Below are 22,183 nucleotides of genomic sequence, written 5' to 3' on the forward strand. Positions count from 1 at the left end.
GGGGGAACCCCCGAATAAAAAAGCCGCTGTCTTGAAAAGGTGCTCTACTTGCGGCTCACCTTTGGACGGGTTCCCCGTCAAAAAAGGTGAGACAAGACGGGGAAACCCCAAGACCGCACTTTTCGCAAACCGTCGGGGAACAAAGGCGTGCGCGAATCGATTTCAACTTCCTAAGATCGATCGCTAGATGTGAACCAAAGATAGTATAGTGCCTTGGTGAGATAACGATTGGTCAAATTGCTGACCGATCGTTCGATCGGGCAATCGGGATTAACTTCTGGCTTACACGACAAATCCGTGAGATCTGTCAGTAAACTGCTAGTTACTTTTTTTGGGCGGAAGTACCATTCCGTGCGATCGCGACTTGCAAGATTTGGATGGCTTTCGCATACTGTGGATCTGCTGGAGTCCCCACTTTCGTCCGATCCTTGACAAACGACTGAATTTGTGATTTGCTCAACTTCACTTCGACATCGGGTTTGATGCCAGCATGATTGATATCTTTGCCGTTAGGAGTGTAGTATTTGGCGATCGTTACTGCCATCCCCGCACCGTCGATTAAGGGACGGACAGATTGTACCAAACCCTTCCCAAAAGTTGTCACGCCTACCAGTTGGGCGCGTTTGTTATCTTGGAGGGCACCAGAGAGGATTTCACTAGCACTGGCAGAGCCGCGATCTACGAGGATTACTAGGGGTTTTTTGGTGATCGCAGTATGATTGGCCGAACTCACATCCCCTGTCCCTTGACGATTGACAGTGGAGACAATTTTGCCATCATCCAACCACATCCGGGCAATATCGATCGCCCCGTATAATAAACCACCAGGATTCGATCGCAAGTCTAGAACGTATCCTGTCGCACCTTGGCTTTCGAGTTTTTGAATTGCTGTGCCCATTTCGGTGGCGGCGTTAGCACTAAACTGCTTGAGTCGGATATACCCGATGCCACCCAATTCTTTTGGACGATATTTAGCTTCTACAGGGTGAATCTCAATTTGTTGGCGCAGTAGATTAAAACTGAGCACTTGGCTACCATCGCGTTGGATGGTGAGTTTAACGCTAGTTCCTTCCTTGCCACGAATCAGTTGAACTGCTTTGTTGACATCCATCCCAGCCGTACTTTTACCATCGATTTTGAGGATGATATCTTTGGAAAGAATCCCCGCTTTCGATGCGGAGGTATCTTCAATCGGGGCAATTACTTCCAGCTTCTTCGTTTTCTCATTCTGGCTGAGTTGAATCCCCACCCCAATTAATTGACCTGATGTTTCGACTTGAAGATCCCGAAATTCTTTGGGGTCCATGAAGCGGGTATAAGGATCGCCCAGATTTTTGAGCATCTGGCGTGCCCCCTTGTACACCGCTTCCTTGTCCTTATAGTCTTTTTGGAGATACTGCTTGCGAATCGATCTCCAGTCCTTTTGATTGAAGGTACCATCGACATACTGTCGATCGACGACCTGCCAGACTTCATCGATCAATTCCTTTGGACTATCCTTGAAGAATGCAACACCTTTGGGAAGATGAAGCCCCGCACCAGTAATCGCTACTGCTGTGAGTACTAATGCTGTGGCACCAATAACTAACCCGTGTTTTTCGATCTTCATGATTCTGTCTGAATTAGCAGGAAAGGAAAAGTTAATGTGAGAACACTAAGCATAATCTAGCACATCTGTAGATCGACAAGTATGATAAATAGACTCACAGCTTGCTTGCTATTATATCAAAAATATAGTGGATGTTTGTGACTTGGCTGTCGCTACTCTGGCTCGAACCAGCGATCGTCAGCTTTGATTAAGGCAATCAACTCTGCGACACCATCGGCTTCGGGCACCCGTTTAATCTCATCTCGACCGCGATACAAGGAGATATAACCAGGTGTTTTGCCAACATAGCCATAGTCAGCATCAGCCATCTCGCCAGGGCCATTGACAATACAGCCCATTACTGCTATGTCTAAACCTGTGAGGTGATTGGTTGCAGCTCTCACTTGGTGAAGAACTTCTTCGAGGTTAAATAATGTCCGCCCACAAGAAGGACAGGCTACGTATTCTACCATCGTTTTTCGCAGTCCTAGAGCTTGGAGAATGCTATAACAGACGGGAATTTCTTTTTCGGGAGCTTCGGTGAGCGATACCCGCAGCGTATCGCCAATTCCTTCCGCTAATAAAGTCGCAATTCCAGCGGTGGATTTGATCCGTCCGTACTCGCCATCGCCAGCTTCGGTGACTCCCAAGTGAATCGGATAATCCATTCCGGCTGCATCCATCCGTTGAGCGAGTAATCGATATGCGGCTACCATTACAGGGACGCGAGAGGCTTTCATCGAGACGACTAGATTGTGGAAGTCGAAAGATTGACAAATGCGGATACACTCTAGGGCAGATTCTACCATGCCTTCGGGAGTGTCCCCATAGGTAAATAACATCCGTTCGGCGAGAGAACCGTGATTGACTCCAATCCGCATCGCCTTATTTTGGTCGCGGAGGGAAATTACCAATGGTTCGAGCATGTCACGAATGTTGTCGCCAATTTCGGCAAATTCGGCAGGTGTATATTCGGTGCGATCTGGTTTGGGCTTCTCAAATACGTATAAGCCAGGATTGATCCGCACTTTGTCTACATGCTTGGCAACTTCAAGCGCGATTTTCATCCCATTGTGATGAACGTCGGCGACAAGCGGGACGATTTGATATGTGTCGATTAGTTTTTGCTTAATCTCTCCCAGGGCCTTGGCATGTGCCATGCTGGGGACGGTAACACGGACGATTTCACAGCCAATCTCGTGCAGCCGACGAATTCCGGCTACTGCACCGTCGATGTCCAGCGTATCTTCATTGATCATCGACTGGACGACGACGGGATTATTGCCCCCGATAATTATGCTTCCAACCGCGACAGAACGGGTCTTGCGGCGATGAATCGTGGTATCTGTACCCAAACTACTATAAGCGGACTGAGTGGGTGCTGGAAGGGTCTGCATATACAAATTTGAAGGATGAGGATTTGGATGCAATTATCTCCTCTTCAGCTTGCCACAAGTTGGGCATTTCGTCGAAGTCAGAAGTTAGGAATAGAATATTTATTCACTGGGGGTCTTCAATTTTATCTGCCAGGAATCGATTCCTCAGTGCGGATGCTGCTCATCGGGGCACTTGGACCGATCGTACCACTGAAGAGCCGTGCCATGACGAACCCGATCGAGCCACAACCGATCGAGATCGAGAGGACGAGGACAACATTCGACAGCCACTGGGCTGTTTGCTGACTTTTGACTGGAACTATTGTGACTGAACTAGATCGACGATTGCGCTGACGTTGCCCAGACGTATTTTGGCGGTGACTGCGCCTAGGTACTGGAGCATCGCCTGACAATCGGTTAGCTAGTTTTGGCTGTTGTGGCTGTTTCACGCAAAAAGATCCCTAATAATTGAGATTTGACAATAGTTAAAATTTACCCTAGTGTAATCTTTTTGGTAACTTTAGAAAATCCCCAAAGTATGAGACCTACTACCGATCGCTACGCAGCCTGTTAAAATAAGATCGAGCGGTGCAATTGACTAGACTAATCTCCCTTCCCCCCCGAATCCCTTATTCAGTTGTTGCGTGTAATCTGCAATCATGTCTAATCAGCGTAGCTATTATCAGCCAAAGTTTTTGCGTGAAATGCAGTTGGGGTTAGTAGTCTATGGAGGTGTATCCCTGGCAATCTACACTCATGGTGTCTGTCAGGAGTTCTACCATGCAGTACGCGGTCGCGGCATTTATAAGTTGGTCAAGGCATTGACAGATGCCGATTTGGTGGTAGACATTATTTCTGGAAGTTCGGCGGGAGGGATTAATGGGATCTTACTAGCCTATGCGATCGCCAATAGCGATCGACGCGAAATGGTGGATTTCAGTGCTTTTGCACGGATTTGGCGCAATAGTGGCGATCTTTTAAAGGTACTCCAGAAACCTAATTTATTCAAATCTCCAGTTACGGGAGTAAGCTCTAATCGTGAGAGTTTTTATCAACGGGGTTTGCTCTCGGCAATGATTGAAGGAGTAGAACGAAAAATTCCCCGTTCGCGTCAAGAATGGTTTTCGGCTACTAAGGAATTAGATCTGGCGATCGCCGGAACTGATTATTTGGGTAAATTAGATCGGACGATCGATGAAAGTGGCATCAATATCGGATCGAAAAATCATCGCACGTTATTTCGGTTAAAGCATCGCCAAGGACGGAAAGAGCCATTTAATCCTTATTACAACGATCCAGATCTGCCGCGAACGGCAAATGATACTTGTCAAGCTTTAGTTAAATTGTGTCAGATTACAGCGGGAATTCCGGCGATTTTCCCACTGGTAGAAGTTGGTTTACAAGATCGCCAAAATTTAGTCGATCGTCAGTTAGTAACTTGGGGTAAATTAACTAAGCATTATTCACCAGATTTATCAACAGATCGGGGTGACAAACTATATTTTCTCGATGGTGGTTTATTAGATAATGCACCCTTGACTTGTCTGATGAAGGAATCATACTATCGATTACCCAATCGATCGAGTCAACGCAAATTATTTTATGTAGATCCCAATCCCGAACATTTGAACGACAGACTAAAATTGGAGGGGAAAAAACAATCGCGGATGGAGCAAATTCTCCAAGCCGCAGTGCTATCAGTGCCAATTCATCAGAGTATTACTAACGATCTCCGCACGATTCACGAACACAATCATAAAGTTCGTCGCTATCAAACCCTCATCGATCGAGCAGAGGCTGAAGTTGATTCTCAACTTCTGTTGGAAAGTAGCGAACGCACGCAATCTAAAATATATTTACGGGGTAGATTATTTGATTTTCGCGATCGAAATTTGCCACTACTACTTCATGCAGATCTGGGGTCTCAAAATAGTCAGTATTCAGTGACAATTGAGAAGATAGATCGGATCTTAACTAGTAAATTTACAAACGGTCACGATCGCAACCATTATTATAAATTACTCGATCGCTTTGAATCGCAAGTAATTAACTTAGATGTTGAATATAGTATTCGGCAACACTTCTATTTAATCGATCGCATTGCCGACTTACTCACGACCGATCTTGAAGCTGGTATATATCAGCAACTTCAGTTTTTATCCAACCAATTAAGCTGCAATATTAAGTTACTAGAAGTGGTGAGAACCAGCATCGATTTATTGTTAAACGATCGAGCTATTAGTAATTATTTTTATTATTTAATTAATCGAGAAGGAAATGGGCGACGGCTGCGGGCGTTAGTATACGAACTAATATTTCGGCTCCATCGATTCCTATTGAATGGAACTAAATTTCAATCATTCGTACCGAATGACTCATCTGGCTCGAATCTGGAAACTATTCCAGATTGTTTTTGGGTAGATTTACCAAAAGTAGCCGCCGAAAACGATCGAGATCGCTGGTTGTCACAGACGCGAATTTCTAGCGTTTTTGCCCAACTCAAACAACGGATTTCAGAGCTGCAGCAAAGCACCAATCTCGATCGAGTAATTTGGGCAAATCAAAAATTGCAATATGATAACGAATCTAATCAAAGTTTTCCGAGTATTTTAAAACAGATTGGACTAGCCGCCGAAGTGACGATCCAGAAATATGGAAATCGATATACCGATCTATTGCTGAAACAATGGCAGACTTTTGAATCGATCGATCGAGAGCTATATCCATTTGAATATCTCACTAGTTTAAGTGAGAAAAAAATAATTCAACCGATCTGCATTAGTCCAGACAATGCTCAATTAGGGATTGGTAATGGTAAGAATACTCAAGAAAAACTTGGAGGAGATAAACTATATAATATCGGTGGCTTTTTCAAAAAGTCGTGGCGATTGAACGATCTGCTGTGGGGACGCTTGGATGGATTAAATCGCATCCTCGAAGGAATCGTGACCCCTAAAGCTGTGATTGCTTTTGGTAGTTTTGTAGACAGAGAAGCTCAGAAGGCAAGTTGTAGTCGCTCTCAATATTTAGACTGGTTACTTACAGAATCACTTCCGCACTTATCAGGAGCAGAACGTGAAGTAATCGCTCAACATCTAGAGTATTTAGCTAGACCTGGATTGCAGATCGAGCGTTTAGAACTCCAAAAAATTCTCGCGGATCTCGTGCTGGCGGGACAGCGTGAAATTTTGACTAGTGATGTCCATTCATTCATTGAAGGAGACGAACCACCAGGATTTGGAAGAATTCCCTTTGGCAACAATCCACCAACTGAAATTTCCTCATCAGTACCGACATCTAACCTCAATACAATCGGTAGGATCGTTCATCAATCGTTGACTAATTTAGCCGCACAACAGCAGCATTTCTTCCGCAATCAATATCGAATTGGGGTAGAAAAACTGTGGGAAAATATGCCTTTAGTCATCTTAATTAGTCTTGGTACTAAAATTGTCTTAATTCTCCGCAATTTACTCGTCAAAGTATTTAGGATCTCTTCCCGCACTCAAACAATCCGTTATCCTCTGTACCACTGGCTTGATGGTAGTCTTCAGTCGATCTATTGGTGGCTTCAGGGTGGTAGCATCAAACTGGGTGCAGTTCACAGACGACCGCGAATTGTCTTATTCCAATTTTTAGGTGCTACTACTGCAGTTGCTGGTATGGTTTTGGCCATTCTAGTATCGCCGAAATGGTTATTACTATCCCTTCCAGGTGTCCTCGCCTGCTGGTTTTTACAAACCATGCGTCTGAAACGCTTAACTGCTCCTAAGGCTAGTCCGTTTTTATCTCAATCGGAGGAATAATGGCTAGTAGCTTTTATCGATTTAAAAAAGTGGGATGCTCCCACACTAATCTTTGTTGACGATCTCGTGTGCTCGAATTTCTTCACGGCGGCGGTGCTCATATTTTTTGCCCCAGAAATAAAAGTTCCGGCGGAATGCTGATGCCTTAGGCTGAGAAAATATCTGCTCGAATTTAGCTAAGATCGCTTGATGGGAAAGAGCGTAAGGAGTAACTTTGTCTTTAAAAAATGGGCGAGAGACGATCTCCATAAATAAGGCATCATTAGAATCAATCTCGCGCACGCGATGGACTGCTTCTGCTAGTGACAGAGAATTGAGATCTATGAAACGATCTGTGTTGAACACCTGTCCCACTTCGGGATCTCCCCAATAGATGGGGATCGTGTCTGCACACAGAGCATGGATTAGTTTCTCTGTTGTATATCCAGGCGAACTACTGTTCTCACAGGCGATCGTAAATTTGTAGTGCTTTTGAAATTCAATTTTATCAGCAGACCAATCTCCTGTATAGGCGAGACCAATCTGCGGGATATTATTTAAATGGGCACCAGCCGCATCTACTTGCTTGTACTCCGATAGTTTCCAGAACAGGAGATCGCGGATTGGATGTCCCTGGTTGTTGGTGTAGATAAAGTTACAAAATTTGCTTTTTGCTTGGATACTCTCGATCTGAGAGTACTGACGGGCGCAAATATCAAGATACTGGTCGTATAAGACAAAATTCGGCGCACGGAAATGTCGATCTCCAAAAGTCAACCAGTCGTATGTGAATGCATAGTCACATAGATTAAAATCTGGTCTAACATTCTCACCCACAAAAAATATTCTCACGGCATTTTCATACTTGATGAATTCATGACCGAATATAGAATAGATAACATAATCTGGATCTTCGTTCGTTACCTCGATGTCAAATCGTTGACGCAATAGGGATTGAATCTTAGTAGGGTTGAATAAACCAGGAAAATCACAGAAGGCAATTTTGATTTTGTTCATTATCCGCTTACCAATATTGCCGATCTTTGGAGAACATTATTTCAAATCTAACAAGCCTTGTTCTTTGAGCTTGGGATTGAAGCGAATTTCGGCTTTAACACCGCGCTGTTGGAGTTTGGTTAAGATAGTTTCTTCGACTCTCCTAGCTACTTGCTTGAGCAACTTGATTTGAGCTAAACCATCTAAATCTGCAAAGCTGTCGCTTTCGGCTGTTGTCATGGCATACTTGGTATCGATCGGGTCTAGCCACATCGACTTAGCATCACCATTACCAGTGGGCACGCTACCATTTTCAGAGATCCATGTTGACTGAACACTTTCGAGAAATGTCCGATTTGGACGATCGATCGTGGTAGCTTTGACCCAATCACAATATTCTGGTTGTCTGACTAGATGCTGTTTGAGACTTAGGTAAATATCGCGAGAATAACCGACGAATTGCAATACTTGAGACTTGTCAAAAATAGCATAAATGCCAATCTGATTTTGGAGACTATCGGGTAATCCTCCTTCATCATTAATATATGGTAAAAACTCCAAGGTATCCAAACTTGGAAGATCGGTAATCGAGGACATATTTTTGAATTGATAATTGATAATTGATAATTGATAATTGATAATTGATAATTGATGCAAATCTAATTATCAACTAAGCACATCGTTTTATATTTCGCGAATATGTTTTATCGATCTCTCTTGAACTCTGAACAGTGGAGATTGCCACACTAATTAATGTAGCCTAAAGCCTAATCCCTGATTTTCTGATAAATTGCACACAGGCGACTTGGTTGAAAAATCTTGGCGGCGAACATAAAATTAGGCGGCACGTTGATAATTAGATGGTCTGACGATTGGTGATATTGCTCGAATTGAGCAGGCATTCCTTTGGGCGTACCAGGGCTATAAGGAACTGGTTGAAATAATATTTCGGTAAATATTACTGTTTGACAATTAGCCTGCTCCGCGACTTGTTCGATAAATTTTTCACCAGTAAGTAAGCTAAATAAGATTGCTTGTGCTTGGGAATCGAGTGTGAAACTACCGTCAAAATTTTCAATTACTTTTATTTTCATAAGCAAGTAGTGTCGTTGCCCTAGTTTCTAGTTATGAGTAGTCGGTGCTTGGTTGTGAAAGGTGGATAGTGGATAATTTTTGGTAAATATAGCAAGTATAGGGTTGGCAGTGCCCACCCTACTAAAGAACAGTCGCTTTCAACTTTCAACTAATATTACACTTTCATAATATCTTTTTCTTTCTCTGCTAATACTTGCTCGACTTTAGCTCCATATTTGTCGGTGAGCTTCTGAATTTTATCTTGGAGATCCTTCGATTCATCTTCAGAGATTTCGCTAGCTTTCTCTTGTTTTTTGACAAAATCGATCGCATCGCGCCGGATATTGCGCACCGAGATTTTACCTTCTTCGGCGTATTTACCAGCTTGCTTGACAAATTCCTTCCGCCGTTCGCCAGTCAAAGGTGGAATATTCAACCGAATCATCGAACCATCGTTATTCGGAGTCAAGCCGATATCTGAGAGCGAAAGAGCTTTCTCGATCGTCCCCATACTACTACGATCGAATGGTTGAATCGTAATCGTCGTCGAATCAGGTGTACCGATATTTGCCAGGGATTTTAAGGGTGTTGGGGTACCATAATAGTCGATCGTTACTCGATCGAGCAAACTTGCACTCGCTCTTCCGGTACGGATGGTATTAAACGAGCGGCTGACAGATTCAACCGCTTTCTGCATATGACCTTCAACATCAGCAAATTTCACAAGAACCTCCTACAAATGTACCAATTTTTTCACCCGCTACCACCCGCTGAATATTGCCCCGCTCAAATAAATTGAAGACAATAATGGGAATATTATTTTCTCGACACATGGCAATTGCCGTACTATCCATCACTCGTAAATCCTGATTGAGGACATGACTGAAGGTGAGACTTTCAAACCTCTTCGCATCGGGATTAATATGGGGATCGGCATCATATACACCATCCACCTTAGTAGCCTTAAAAATCACATTAGCATCGATCTCCGCCGCTCGGAGCGCAGCGGCAGTGTCGGTAGTAAAGAAAGGATTGCCAGAACCAGCTCCAAACACTACTACCCGACCTTTTTCGAGATGACGGATGGCGCGACGACGGATATAGGGTTCGGCGACTTCCTGCATCGCGATCGCAGTTTGGACTCTAGTTTGTACGCCTTTCTGTTCCAGAGCATCCTGGAGAGCCATCGCATTCATGACAGTGGCGATCATGCCCATATAGTCAGCAGTAGCTCGATCCATCCCTTTCGCTGAAGCCTTGACTCCACGGAAAATATTTCCACCACCTACAACGATGGCAACTTGGACACCACTGGCGACGACTTCGGCTACTTCTTGGGCGATGGCTTGGACGATTGTCGGATCGATGCCATAACCAAGATCGCCCATTAGGGCTTCCCCACTCAATTTGAGCAACACCCGTTGGTAAGTCGTCCCCATTTTTGTTTATCTTCTTAACTCGAATTTTCTCCCATCTACAATACCAGGAAATGGCGATCGTTTGTGGATAGTGGATAGTGAATAGTGGATAGTGGATAGTGGATGGTAGTCTTTGCCGTCCCTAATAACTGACGTTACCAGCTTATGGATTATTACATCGCGCCTGCTTTTCTCGATAAATTAGCCATACATATCACCAAAAATTTTCTCGATCTGCCAGGGGTGAAAGTGCCGCTGATTTTGGGCATACATGGGCGCAAAGGCGAGGGGAAAACTTTTCAGTGTGAATTGGTATTTGAGCGAATGAAGGTGGAAGCGATCCACATTTCGGCAGGGGAATTGGAAAGTCCCGATGCGGGGGATTCGGCGCGAATGATTCGGTTGCGGTATCGGGAAGCCGCCGAAATTATCAAGATTCGGGGGCGAATGGCGGTACTGGTAATTAATGATATCGATTCTGGGGCGGGGAGATTTGATCGAGGTACGCAGTATACTGTCAATACGCAGTTGGTAAATGCGACGCTGATGAATATTGCGGACAATCCGACGAATGTCCAGTTACCTGGTAGTTATGATTCGACTCCGTTACCGCGAATTCCAATTATTTTGACTGGGAACGATCTATCGACTTTGTATGCGCCGTTGGTAAGAGATGGGCGAATGGAGAAGTTTTATTGGGTACCAACTCGCGAGGACAAAATTGGAATTGTCGGTGGTGTATTTGCCCCTGACAATCTTTCCCATCGCGAAGTTGTCGGTTTAGTCGATCGATTTCCAGAGCAAGCAGTTGATTTCTTTGCGGCGATGCGATCGAGAATTTATGACGAACAAATTAGGGAGTTTATTGGGCAGGTGGGCTTGGAAAGTATCGCGATGGAAGTAGTCAATCCGGCGAGTGGAATTAAACCTACTTTTCCTAAGCCTTATTTTACAATCGATCGACTGATTCAATTTGGTAATCTATTAGTTCAAGAGCAAAAATCATTAGCTGAAAGTAGATTAGTTGAGGAGTACAATCGAGTTCGATATAGTAGTTAGGTTTTAGGGGGATTTCGAGTGAGAAATTAAGCTACTAACATTTGTTGAAAAGTACAAAATGCAAATTACCTATAGTCCTGCTTATACGATCGTCCCTACCTATGAGTGTTTTAATCATTGTAGCTACTGCAACTTTCGGGTCGATCCTGGCTTAGATAGCTGGATGGCACTCGATCGAGCTAGCGAAATTCTCACCGATCTTCAGGGCAAAGGGATCTGGGAAATATTAATTTTAAGTGGTGAAATCCATCCCCAATCTTCACGAAGAAAAGCTTGGATCGATCTCATCTACGATCTCTGTGAACTAGCTTTAAATTTAGGGTTTTTACCACACACTAATGCAGGCCCTTTAAGCTTCATCGAAATGGAGAGATTAGCACAGGTTAATGTCTCAATGGGGTTAATGATCGAATCTTTAGATCCGGTTTTGCTAAAAGGTGTTCATTGTCATGCGCCGAGTAAATTACCTGCGATTAGACTCGAACAACTAAATTGGGCTGGTAAATTAAAAATTCCCTTTACAACAGGGTTATTATTAGGTGTCGGCGAGTCAGAAACAGACTGGGAAGTAAGCTTGCGATCGATTGCCAATATTCATCGGCAATGGGGACATATTCAAGAGGTGATTTTACAACCTTATCGTCCAGGCAGTCAGGAAAGTTTAGCTGGATTAGGCTTCAATCTTACTAAATTACCTGAAGTGATTCAATTAGCCAGACAGATATTACCTGCCGATATTACGATCCAAATTCCACCGAACTTAATTGCCAATCCCGATTTACTCTTAGCCTGCTTAACTGCTGGTGCGAGAGACTTAGGTGGGATAGTTCCCAAGGATGAGGTAAATCCTGACTATCATCATTTACAGTTAGCAGAATTGACCGTATTATTAGATCGTGCGGGTTGGAAATTACGCCCCAGATTACCAGTTTATCCCCATCTCGAACATTACCTATCCAATCCTCTTGCCCAGAAGCTACTCGCGATCGATCGTGCTAATCGGTGCTAACGGATACCAAGGATTGCCAGGTTAGAGATAAAATCGATCGTTACTAATAATACAAAGGGCTACTAAGGGTTCAAAGTTATCATACAAATAGCTGATGTTAGATTTGTATTAACAATGGCAGAATTATCAAGCGGTTCGATCGACTGTTGAATAATTAAAAATTACTAAAAATATCGGATTTAGGGCTTTTATAGATCGTCGATCGATGATATTTTTATAGGGCATTAGACTAATCAAAGATCTCAACCCAATCGAATTGGAACATTCGATTGAAAGTAAGTTACGTAGAACCCATAAGGCACGGGAATTATGTCTCAATCAAGAAAATTTATAACTAACTGTTATTTTATATCTAATACAGGGAAAACTTAGAGGAGAGTCTCTATTCGACCTAGAGCATTTAACCATCCTCAACTTTGTCAGATCGGCCTGCTGTCTGAGGGAGAAGGGATCTCGATTCAAAGTCTATTTCCCTAAGGGGAATGGCTTTTGGGCATTTTTCGGCCTCAACCGCAGGCAATAGTATGCTCGAATCATCAGCTTCGGCAACTAGGCCTGAGTTAAATGCCATTAGAAGAGGTGAGATGCTCCCAATTCGATCGACATTTGATGTAGACTTACTTGTAATTAGGGTGTGCCGATCTCCGACCGTACTGGATATTGCCAAGGAAGTTGAGGAGGTTAAAATTCGTTGAAAGGGATATTAAAGTGAAATTATCGTGGCAAGTACTTCAAGAACTCGAACAAAAGTATGGGGAGTGCTTTTATCTATTAGATATTAGTAAATTTAAAGATAACTATTGTCAATTGTTAGATTGTTTTAGATCGATCTATCCAAACACAAATATTGGCTATTCTTATAAAACCAACTATATTCCTAAGATATGCCAATCGGTATATGAGCTAGGTGGATATGCAGAAGTCGTTTCGCAAATGGAATATGACTTGGCAAAATCGATTGGCGTGCCACCATCGAGAATTATTTTTAATGGACCACTAAAATACGATCGAGATTTAGAGCGAGCTGTTTTAGCTAATTCGATCGTCAATTTAGATTCGCTGCAAGAGGTGAAGACGATCGTTGAATTGGCGAAAAGATTGCCAGAACAAACAATATCGGTAGGATTGAGATGTAATTTTGATATTGGCACAGATCGAATCTCTCGATTTGGATTAGATGTAGAAAATGACGGTCTCGATGCAATATTTAAACAATTTAAAGAGTTAGGTAATTGTCAAGTAATCGGATTGCACTGTCATTTTACTACCGAACAAAGAAGTCTAGAGTCTTACGCCCTCAGAGCTAAAAAAATTATCGAACTTAACGATCGATATTTCCCAGATCTCCCGCCCAAATTTATTGATGTTGGCGGAGGCTACTTCGGACATATGGAGGATAATCTCAGACAGCAGTTCCCATTTGACATACCCACATATCGAGAATATGCCGAGGTAATTGCCACCCAATTCAGTCAGAGATTCGGTCGAGATGTGGGACCAGAATTAATTATCGAACCAGGCGTAGCTCTGGTTGCTAATGTGATGAAGTTTGTTGGCAAAATCGTCGGACTCAAAACAATTCGATCGCGTCATTTAGCTTTACTGACTGGTAGTATTCACACTGTAAAACCCAGCAAGCAATTGCCATTGACAATATATAAAAATGAGCTAGATAGTTATCGCATCGAATCGAATATCCCCATCGATTTGGTTGGATATACATGTATGGAGCATGACTGCTTGTACCCAGAATATCCCAACGCTGTCGGCGTGGGCGACTATACAGTCTTTGATAATGTTGGTGCATACTCGATCGTCTTCAAGCCACCATTTATTTGGCCTAGTCCACCGATTGTAAGCTATGATGCCACTCTGGATACTTATACACTAGCTAGACGACAAGAGACTAGCCAAGATGTGTTTGCCACTTATCAACTTTAATCACGATTAGGTACCGATCTTTGCGCAATCTACAGATAAATTGGGATTTCTAAATCTCCCTGCCAATCCCCCTACCCTAGCATTTACCCCCTAATTTAAGATCGCTAATTTAGATGAATATACTCCTAAGCTGCGCGGGTTGCCGCAACTACCTGATCGATTTTTTCAAAACAGCACTTGCAGGTCATGGGCAGGTATTTGTCACTGATTCTAATCCAGATGCCGTATCGCTTCAAGAAGCAGATCGTGGATTTATTATGCCGCGTGCAAATCATCCCGAATACTTCGATCTATTGCTAGATATCTGCAAGCAAAATCAGATTAAATTGTTGATTTCCCTGAATGATTTGGAACTACCACTACTCGCCAAACAACGCGATTTATTTCTAAAAATTGGGACTATTCCCGTTATTGCCGATCCAGCCGCGATCGATATTTGCTTTGATAAGTGGAAAACATTTAAATTCCTCACTCAACATCAGATTCCCGCACCCAAAACATACCTATCATTAGCAGATGCGCGTCAGGCAATTGCGACTGGCGAATTGACATTCCCATTAGTTATTAAACCTCGTTGGGGTACTGCGTCGATCGGGATTGAATTCCCCCAAGACGATGAGGAACTAGAATTAGCTTATCAATTAGTTAAAAAACGTCTGAGCAGAACAATTTTAGCCGATATTAGTGCCAGCGATCGAGATCGATCGGTATTGATTCAAGAGCAAATAATCGGTAAGGAATATGGGCTAGATGTGATTAATAACCTCGATGGTAAATATATTGCCACATTAGCTAAACGCAAACTGTCGATGCGCGGAGGCGAAACAGATCGAGCCGTCACAGTTGCCGATCCTCAATTGATCGACATCGGCGAAAAAATTGGTCGAAATCTCCAGCACATTGGTAATCTCGATTGTGACGTATTTAGCGGTGCCCAGGGTTATTGTATCTTGGAAATGAATCCCCGCTTTGGTGGCGGCTATCCATTTTCCCATATCGCTGGAGCCAATTTGCCCGCAGCCCTGATTGCTTGGGCAAGCGGAAAAACCGCCGATCCCGATTGGTTTACAGTGACACCAGATCTGATGAGTTCAAAATGTGCCCGTCTAGTCATTCACACCCTACATTACAGTACCGAACCCTCTTTAGTATCAAAATAAGTCCCGATCGCAATTCTGACATCTTGCACTAGTACACATTCACTCACTAAGGATTGGGCACCTGGTGCAAGATGTTGTGGGAATTCTAATTTTCCCTCCAGATGACTTACATTTAGATCGATTTGGGTATAATTAGATTCAGGTTGTCAACGTAAGGTTATTGCAAAATTATAGCAATAATTGCACAAAATAGCTACACTCAATTTTCATCTACTCATAACTTTCGGAAATGACAAAACCTATCCTACTCTCCACTCCACATATGGGCGATCGCGAACACCAGTTCGTGACAGAAGCCTTTGAAACTAATTGGATCGCGCCAATTGGTCCTCATGTTGATGCCTTCGAGCGAGAGTTTTGCCAAGCAGTTGGATCTAGTCATGCTGCGGCTGTCAGTTCGGGTACTGCTGCCTTACATTTGGCTCTGAAACTGGTTGGAGTGGGGGTTGGAGATGAAGTATTTTGTTCTACCCTAACTTTTTCTGCGAGTGCTAATCCCATTGCCTATTTGGGTGCTAAACCCGTGTTTATCGACAGCGAACGGCAATCTTGGAATATGGACCCCCAGGTGTTCCAAACTGCAATGGAGCAACGAGCCAAAGTGGGGAAATTGCCCAAAGCGGTGATTCTCGTCCATCTATACGGACAAAGTGCCGATATCGATCCGATCCTCAAAACTTGCCAACAATATGGCGTACCGATGATTGAGGATGCGGCTGAAGCTCTCGGCGCGACTTATAAAGGTCGATCTCCAGGTACATTCGGCAAGATTGGCATTTTCTCATTTAATGGTAATAAAATTATTACCACTTCTGGTGGTGGGATGTTAGTCTCTGAAGATGCGAGCATCACCTCCAAAGCCAAGTTTTTGGCAACTCAAGCCCGCGATCCCGCGCCGCATTACCAACATTCGGAAATTGGCTATAACTATCGCCTCAGCAATGTTCTAGCCGGAATCGGACGAGGACAATTATTGGTATTAAACGATCGAGTCGCTGCCAGAAGACGCAATTGTGAAGTTTATGAACAAGCTCTGGGCAATCTACCTGGGATCGAGTTTATGCCAGAAGCTCCTTGGGGTAGTGCTACCCGCTGGTTAACGTGTCTGACGATCGATCCCCAAGCTTTTGGGGCAGATCGCGAACAGGTGCGGTTAGCACTAGCCGATGCCCAAATTGAGGCTCGTCCAGTCTGGAAGCCCCTCCACCTGCAACCGATATTCAAAGATAGCGAATGCTTTGGCGGTGAAGTTGCCGAAGATCTATTCGAGCGAGGACTGTGTTTACCTTCTGGATCTAATCTCTCTGATGAAGAGTTAAATCGGGTGATTGATACGATTGTTAAGTTGAAAGGATAGCGAATAGTGGATGGTGAATGGTAAATAGTGGACGCAAGCGTCCTTTCCCCCTTTACCCTTTCCCAATCTATGAGTTATGGCGGATGTCGATCGGCAAAGTCTAAAACATAATGGAGGTCTAACCACCGATCTCTACGAACTGTTAAATTGTTTATGACCAATAATATTCGACCTACATCTGAAGAGGATAATGCAATCGTTAACTTGGTCAATCGCATTTTAACAAAAGCGATCGAAGATCGGACTTCACATTTATATTTTGAACCCCAAGCGCAATCGCTCCAGATTAGAATTCGTAAAGACGGTTTGCTGCAAACAGCATTGCAGAATTTGCCTTATAACATAGTGACTCCAACGATCGAATATCTCAAATCGATCGCCAAAATTGAATTAGATCGATCGGCACCTCAATCTGGCACAATTTATAAAGCCGCAAAACTCGGTCGAGTCAAAATTGAGATTACCACTTTACCGACACCATTTGGTGATAGCGTAACTGCCAAAATTGCTTATGTTCAACAACAACCATTAACCCTAAAGCAGCTAATTCCCAATCGCGAGATCCTCGATCCGATCGACAGATTAATTCATAGCGATCGGGGTTTAATCTTAATTGTCGGCGGCCAAAATAGTGGCAAATCCACCACCGTTTATGCTAGTTTAGCCGAACTCAACCGACCAGATCGGAGTATTTATGCGCTCGATCGGCAGTTGAAATATACAGTACCAGGTATCAATCAAATTACCTTGCCAACTAATGCCGATGATGACACAATTACCAAGACGATTCACACTTGCCTGAGTCAACATCCCGATGTCCTAGCGATTGGATCGATCGATAGTCTGCCCCTTGCCACAGCCGCACTCCAAGCCGTCGCCCAAGGTTGTCTCGTCTTCGCCACCATTCAAGCCGAAACAGCAGGTAGAGCGATCGCTCAGTTAATCGATCTCGGTGTCCCCGCAGCGCAACTCTACACCGCCACAATCGGGGTCATTTCTCAAAAAATGATGAAACAGGTTTGTTCTGAATGTCGGCTGCCTGACGAGCCAAATAGCCAAGAATTAGCCTGGTTAGGTAGCACAGTTCTCAGCCTCGACCGACACCCCCAATATTATCGCGCGAATAGTCTGGGGGCTTGTGAGATCGAGCAGGCAAAGCAGATAGGTAAATTGTGTCCTAAATGTCAGGGATTGGGCTATCAAGGAGCCATCGGTATTCATGAGGTATTTGTAACGATCGATCGACTCAAATCGACGATTTTAACTGGAGATGCCGAATACATCGATCTCGCCGCTCAGGAAACAGGAATGCGATCTTTTATGGATCTGGCAATTAAATTATTTCGGGAGGGGAAAACGACATTTTCTGAAATGAAACGATGTATTCGCCCCAAAACCTTGTTACAAAATCAGCAAGCAAATGCGGAAACCTATCCAGATGATTGCGATGGTAATGTCGATCGATCTGGAAGTTTGGAGGCAGCTTTATACTGGAAAAAACAAGCGATCGAGGCTAAAGCTAACTACGAACAATTATTGAGCGAACTAGAAAATTATCAACAGGAGTCAGACGAATTTGAGCAACGGATCAAACAGAGTCGATCTCAAGTCGAACAAGGTACTCGGGCCGAAATTGCCCTACAATTGTTATCGGTAGTTGATGTGATCGAACTCGCACGTACTTCGATTAAACCGCAAACCGATCGAGAAGCAGCGATTCAAAAAGGCTATTCAATGTTAGAAAGTAAAATGCTATCGAGCATTCGTGAAATTGGTGTCCGTGTCACTGAAAGTAAGGGACATAAATTTGATTCTCATCTGCATGAGATCGTCCAAGAAGTAGGTACCCATGAGTATCCGGTCGGGATGGTAATTCAGGAGTTCAAACGCGGTTATACGCTGGGCGATCGAGTACTACGTCTAGCACAGGTTAAGGTTGCAGTCGCATCTAGCTTTGTTTAAGGTATTTAGCTGTTGGATTTTCGGGGTTCGGGATCGAAAAGTGCTGCTGGTTGGGTGACCCGCCCAGTGGTCTTGGGGTTTCCCCTGTCTTGTCTTGTCGTTTTCTTATTCGGGGGGAACCCTAGACATAAAAACGCCGCTGTCGCACTTATTTTGACAACTGGGCGGGAGACCCGTCCAGTGGGGAACCCGTCCAAAAGTGCGCCGCTGCTTGGGTATGGGTCACGGATGGGTTCCCCATCCGACCCATACGGTGGTACAGGCAAGTAGAGCACCTTTTCAAGACATTCGGGATTCGATGCTCTTGCATCTAGACCGTAATAACACCTAAAATTTTAGCCAGAGAGATTTTTAGCCCCTACTGTCCGACCCGATGAAACTACTATTTATTATCGACCCGATCGCCAAACTAGATCCCACCCACGATACTAGTGTGGCATTGATGGAGGCGGCCGATCGACTGGGACATCAGGTGTGGATTACCCAAGCTGAAAAATTGAGTGTCGTCGGGGGTCAAGCCTGGGGATTTATTCAACCAGTTAAACTTATTCCCGTACAACTTCAGGACGGTCGCTGGGTGGCTGAGGAGGACTGGTATCAGCTCGGAGATGTAGAGTGGAAACCTTTAAGCGAAATGGATGCCGTATTCATGCGCACAGACCCGCCGGTGGATGTGCCTTACTTGTATACCACCTATATTCTCGACTGTCTCGATCCAGCGAAAACACTAGTGGTAAATAGTCCATCAGGATTGCGGGCGGCGAATGAGAAGATGTTCGCGCTCCAATTTGCCGAGTGGATGACCGAAACGATCGTCTCGCGAGATAAAGAGGTGATTCGTCAATTTGTCGAAACCCACGGCGCAGCAGTATTAAAACCGCTAGGCGGCAAAGGTGGCGAAGGGATTCTATTTCTCGAACCAAACGATCGCAATTTTAATTCTCTGATCGAAGTTAGCACGGGTCGAGATCGGGAGCCGCTGATGATTCAGAAGTTTCTCGCCGCAGCCAAAGATGGGGATAAGCGGATTATTTTACTCGATGGGCAGCCTTTAGGTGCTGTCAATCGGATTCCCACGGGGAAAGAATTTCGCGGGAATATGGCCGTCGGTGGACGTAGTGCGCAGGTAGATATTACCGATCGAGAATACCAGATGTGTGCGGCGATCGCGCCAAAACTCCAAGCTGCTGGTTTATATTTTGTCGGAATCGATGTGATCGGTGGTTATTTGACCGAGGTCAATGTGACTAGTCCAACCGGAATTCGGGAAATCGATCGACTAAATAACGTCAATCTCGGTCGAGCTGTCATTGAGTGGCTAGAATCCCGACAATAAAAAGACTTTCTGTAAAATTTTGTAATCTTGCCGGAAATTAGAGTACAACTGTTGTAGCTACACCTAGCAGGTCTTATATATCCCTTCAAAATAATTATGCGTACTCATCATCATTTAGCAGCAATGTTGACCGGAACAGCGGTTGTTAGCGCGCTAGTCATCACCCTTCCCAATGCTGCTCAAGCCCTTCCTGGCACCAAAATTAATGACATTGCTCGCGAAGTGACTGTTCTCATTCGCGGCGACCAAAGCCACGGTTCGGGGGTAATCATCAAAAAGAGCGGGAATACCTATTATGTCTTAACTGCCGAACATGTGGTCAGAGAAAAAGATGACTATAAACTGGTAACCGCCGATCAAAAAGCATATCCGCTTGAATATAGTAAGGTCAAACCGATCGATGGAGTCGATTTAGCGATCGTCAAATTTACTAGCGATAAAAATTATCCAGTTGCCAAAATTGGCACGGCTAAAACTACAGAAGGACAGGATGTTTTTGTCTCTGGTTGGCCCTCGAATGGTGCTGTGGGTAAGGAAGCTGGTGGTGAATTAATCCGTCAATTTACCTCTGGACAAATTTCTGGATTTCTCAAGAAACCACTACGTGGCTATAGCATGAGCTATACCAATGTTACCCGTGCGGGGATGAGTGGTTGTCCCGTATTGGATACTGCGGGCAGAGTGGTCGCAATTCATGGGATGGGAGATAAAGAAGATACTCGCAACCTAGAAGGTGCAGAGAAAAATTTCGCTGGAAAAATCAAGTCTGGTTTTAACTACGCTGTGCCAATTAGTGTCTTTTTACAAAAGGCTGATTCAATTAACTTTGACTCCGACAGTTTAGAAATTGACAAGTCTGCAGCTCCAGAACCAGGTGCTGCTTACGTCGCTAGTGGTGCAACCGATCCTCGTGACAAAATTAATAATATTCAAGAAACATTGAAATCTGTTAGTGATATTACGAAAACAATAAATACTACAACCGACACTATTAAAGGTTTTCAAGATAGTCTCAAAGGTTTCGGGGGACTATTCGGTCGTTAAATTCCTTCGCAGAGCGTCGCTAGTAGAGCATAGATCTTCCAGATTCTAGTTAAATATTTTGATAATAATAGCCGATCGCAGATGATACTTGCGATCGGCTATTGTTTGCCAATATTATTCTAAATAATACAACTTTTACCCACATATATGGATTGTAGGATCGGCTATAAATAACCTTTGTCGATTGATTCCTCGCTCGATGAAAAATCAATTCGTGGCTCAGTCAAAAATGCGATCCGCCTGGTTAATGAAAACAACTTTACTTCTGTTGCTTTTCCCGTCGTTGGAGCTGGCTCAGGTAGTTTTCGACAATCACGAGCATTGGAAATAATGCTCGATGAATTAGATCGGATTCATACTGACGCAAAAGTTACGATCGTCGAATTTCAGAAAAAACGCAGATGACATGAATTATGAAATCGACTCATTAATTGGGAACCTGTCGATCAATTGTATCGCCCGCCTTGCATTTGCTTGCAAAGAATCGCTAGCATGAGGTACATAGGGAATCTGCGATAACAAATCCACCGTGCGTCGCAACATCCGCACAATATCGCCCTCATCGAGATTGGTATTACTACACAACTCCGTCCAGGATAGTTCTAATGCCCAATGTTCGACGATGCCGACTAGCTCGTATTCCATCCAGACAGGGAGAGCCACCTGATAGCGACGTTGAATTTGGAATAGTTGTCTGCGGGTACCGCGCAGAGCACTTAGTGTCATCACTACCTCATCGGCTGGCTCGTAATTTGTCCAGCTATCCGAACGCGGCGTTTCCGATACTAACGCACAGATTACCGCTGCTAAATGGTGCGGATCTAAACCATCTAGATAACCAGACATCAGCGCGAGGGCAATCCACAGCTCATTATCCCCGCGAATTGCAGCAGCAGCTTCCCCAATTCTTGTGGGTAATACGCCTTGCAAACCATTGACTTGACGCAATACCTCAATCAGATTGAGAAATTCTTGCCAATGTCGATCGAGTTGTCCTTGTAGTTTATCCTGGAGATCTTTAATCTCTTCTTCGAGGACGAATTGACGACGGTAGCGTTTGAGTAGGGTTGCTGGATTT

Annotated in this window: 18 protein-coding genes and 2 pseudogenes; 11 read left to right on the forward strand and 9 right to left on the reverse strand. The window is 44.0% G+C overall.

Going from position 1 to position 22,183, the window contains the following annotated elements; genetic code table 11:
* Positions 1 to 322: 322 nt before the first annotated feature.
* From ctpC to RMO55_RS03505, 3 genes are all read right to left on the reverse strand, one after another.
* Complete coding sequence (gene ctpC / locus RMO55_RS03495; RefSeq protein ID WP_310423578.1) at positions 323 to 1,609, reverse strand: carboxyl-terminal processing protease CtpC; 1,287 nt, start codon at positions 1,607 to 1,609, stop codon at positions 323 to 325.
* Between the two features lie 152 nt (positions 1,610 to 1,761).
* A complete protein-coding gene (gene ispG, locus RMO55_RS03500) occupies positions 1,762 to 2,985 on the reverse strand; it encodes a (E)-4-hydroxy-3-methylbut-2-enyl-diphosphate synthase (protein ID WP_310423581.1) in 1,224 nt (407 codons plus the stop codon).
* Between the two features lie 122 nt (positions 2,986 to 3,107).
* Positions 3,108 to 3,413, reverse strand: coding sequence for a hypothetical protein (locus RMO55_RS03505; protein WP_310423584.1), 306 nt, complete (start codon positions 3,411 to 3,413; stop codon positions 3,108 to 3,110).
* 210 nt (positions 3,414 to 3,623) lie between these two features.
* Here RMO55_RS03505 and RMO55_RS03510 point away from each other — a divergent pair, with 210 nt between their 5' ends.
* Positions 3,624 to 6,770, forward strand: a complete 3,147-nt coding sequence (locus RMO55_RS03510; RefSeq protein ID WP_310423587.1) for a patatin-like protein — start codon at positions 3,624 to 3,626, stop codon at positions 6,768 to 6,770.
* A gap of 45 nt (positions 6,771 to 6,815) precedes the next feature.
* Here the strand turns inward: RMO55_RS03510 and RMO55_RS03515 are convergent, their stop codons facing one another.
* The 5 genes from RMO55_RS03515 to pyrH all read right to left on the reverse strand — a co-directional run bounded on the left by RMO55_RS03515 (position 6,816) and on the right by pyrH (position 10,258).
* The gene (locus RMO55_RS03515; RefSeq protein ID WP_310423590.1) at positions 6,816 to 7,766 is read right to left on the reverse strand and encodes a glycosyltransferase family 10 domain-containing protein; all 951 of its coding nucleotides are present in this window, start codon (positions 7,764 to 7,766) and stop codon (positions 6,816 to 6,818) included.
* A gap of 36 nt (positions 7,767 to 7,802) precedes the next feature.
* Positions 7,803 to 8,342, reverse strand: coding sequence for a GIY-YIG nuclease family protein (locus RMO55_RS03520; protein WP_396134159.1), 540 nt, complete (start codon positions 8,340 to 8,342; stop codon positions 7,803 to 7,805).
* Between the two features lie 170 nt (positions 8,343 to 8,512).
* The gene (locus RMO55_RS03525) at positions 8,513 to 8,839 is read right to left on the reverse strand and encodes a hypothetical protein (RefSeq protein WP_310423596.1); all 327 of its coding nucleotides are present in this window, start codon (positions 8,837 to 8,839) and stop codon (positions 8,513 to 8,515) included.
* Between the two features lie 155 nt (positions 8,840 to 8,994).
* Entirely contained in the window at positions 8,995 to 9,543 is a 549-nt protein-coding gene (frr, locus tag RMO55_RS03530; protein WP_310423599.1) for a ribosome recycling factor, read from the reverse strand.
* A complete protein-coding gene (pyrH, locus tag RMO55_RS03535; protein WP_310423602.1) occupies positions 9,530 to 10,258 on the reverse strand; it encodes a UMP kinase in 729 nt (242 codons plus the stop codon). Before pyrH ends, frr begins: the two co-directional genes overlap by 14 nt.
* A 144-nt stretch (positions 10,259 to 10,402) precedes the next feature.
* On the opposite strand from pyrH, the pseudogene RMO55_RS03540 reads away from it, so the two are divergent.
* The 10 genes and pseudogenes from RMO55_RS03540 to RMO55_RS03585 all read left to right on the forward strand — a co-directional run.
* Positions 10,403 to 11,287 (forward strand): annotated as a pseudogene (locus tag RMO55_RS03540) (AAA family ATPase); the annotation flags it as partial.
* A 67-nt stretch (positions 11,288 to 11,354) separates the two neighbouring features.
* Positions 11,355 to 12,305, forward strand: coding sequence for a 7,8-didemethyl-8-hydroxy-5-deazariboflavin synthase subunit CofG (cofG, locus tag RMO55_RS03545; protein ID WP_310423608.1), 951 nt, complete (start codon positions 11,355 to 11,357; stop codon positions 12,303 to 12,305).
* Positions 12,306 to 12,787: 482 nt separating this feature from the next.
* Positions 12,788 to 13,000, forward strand: a complete 213-nt coding sequence (locus tag RMO55_RS03550) for a hypothetical protein (RefSeq protein WP_310423611.1) — start codon at positions 12,788 to 12,790, stop codon at positions 12,998 to 13,000.
* A gap of 13 nt (positions 13,001 to 13,013) precedes the next feature.
* Positions 13,014 to 14,246 (forward strand): hypothetical protein, encoded by a 1,233-nt coding sequence (locus tag RMO55_RS03555; RefSeq protein WP_310423614.1) that lies wholly within the window; start codon positions 13,014 to 13,016, stop codon positions 14,244 to 14,246.
* 113 nt (positions 14,247 to 14,359) lie between these two features.
* On the forward strand, positions 14,360 to 15,406 hold the full coding sequence (locus RMO55_RS03560) for an ATP-grasp domain-containing protein (RefSeq protein WP_310423617.1): 1,047 nt from the start codon (positions 14,360 to 14,362) through the stop codon (positions 15,404 to 15,406).
* A 229-nt stretch (positions 15,407 to 15,635) separates the two neighbouring features.
* A complete protein-coding gene (locus RMO55_RS03565; RefSeq protein WP_310423620.1) occupies positions 15,636 to 16,763 on the forward strand; it encodes a DegT/DnrJ/EryC1/StrS family aminotransferase in 1,128 nt (375 codons plus the stop codon).
* 153 nt (positions 16,764 to 16,916) lie between these two features.
* Entirely contained in the window at positions 16,917 to 18,725 is a 1,809-nt protein-coding gene (grpE, locus tag RMO55_RS03570; RefSeq protein ID WP_310423623.1) for a nucleotide exchange factor GrpE, read from the forward strand.
* Between the two features lie 373 nt (positions 18,726 to 19,098).
* Positions 19,099 to 20,061, forward strand: coding sequence for a glutathione synthase (gene gshB, locus RMO55_RS03575; RefSeq protein ID WP_310423625.1), 963 nt, complete (start codon positions 19,099 to 19,101; stop codon positions 20,059 to 20,061).
* Positions 20,062 to 20,157: 96 nt separating this feature from the next.
* Positions 20,158 to 21,105, forward strand: a complete 948-nt coding sequence (locus tag RMO55_RS03580; RefSeq protein ID WP_310423628.1) for a serine protease — start codon at positions 20,158 to 20,160, stop codon at positions 21,103 to 21,105.
* Between the two features lie 177 nt (positions 21,106 to 21,282).
* The gene (locus RMO55_RS03585) at positions 21,283 to 21,510 is read left to right on the forward strand and encodes a macro domain-containing protein (protein WP_310423631.1); all 228 of its coding nucleotides are present in this window, start codon (positions 21,283 to 21,285) and stop codon (positions 21,508 to 21,510) included.
* A gap of 6 nt (positions 21,511 to 21,516) precedes the next feature.
* Here the strand turns inward: RMO55_RS03585 and RMO55_RS03590 are convergent.
* Positions 21,517 to 22,183: pseudogene (locus RMO55_RS03590) on the reverse strand (RNA helicase); the annotation flags it as partial.

The organism is Chamaesiphon sp. VAR_48_metabat_135_sub (genome assembly GCF_031418915.1).
Lineage (GTDB): Bacteria > Cyanobacteriota > Cyanobacteriia > Cyanobacteriales > Chamaesiphonaceae > Chamaesiphon.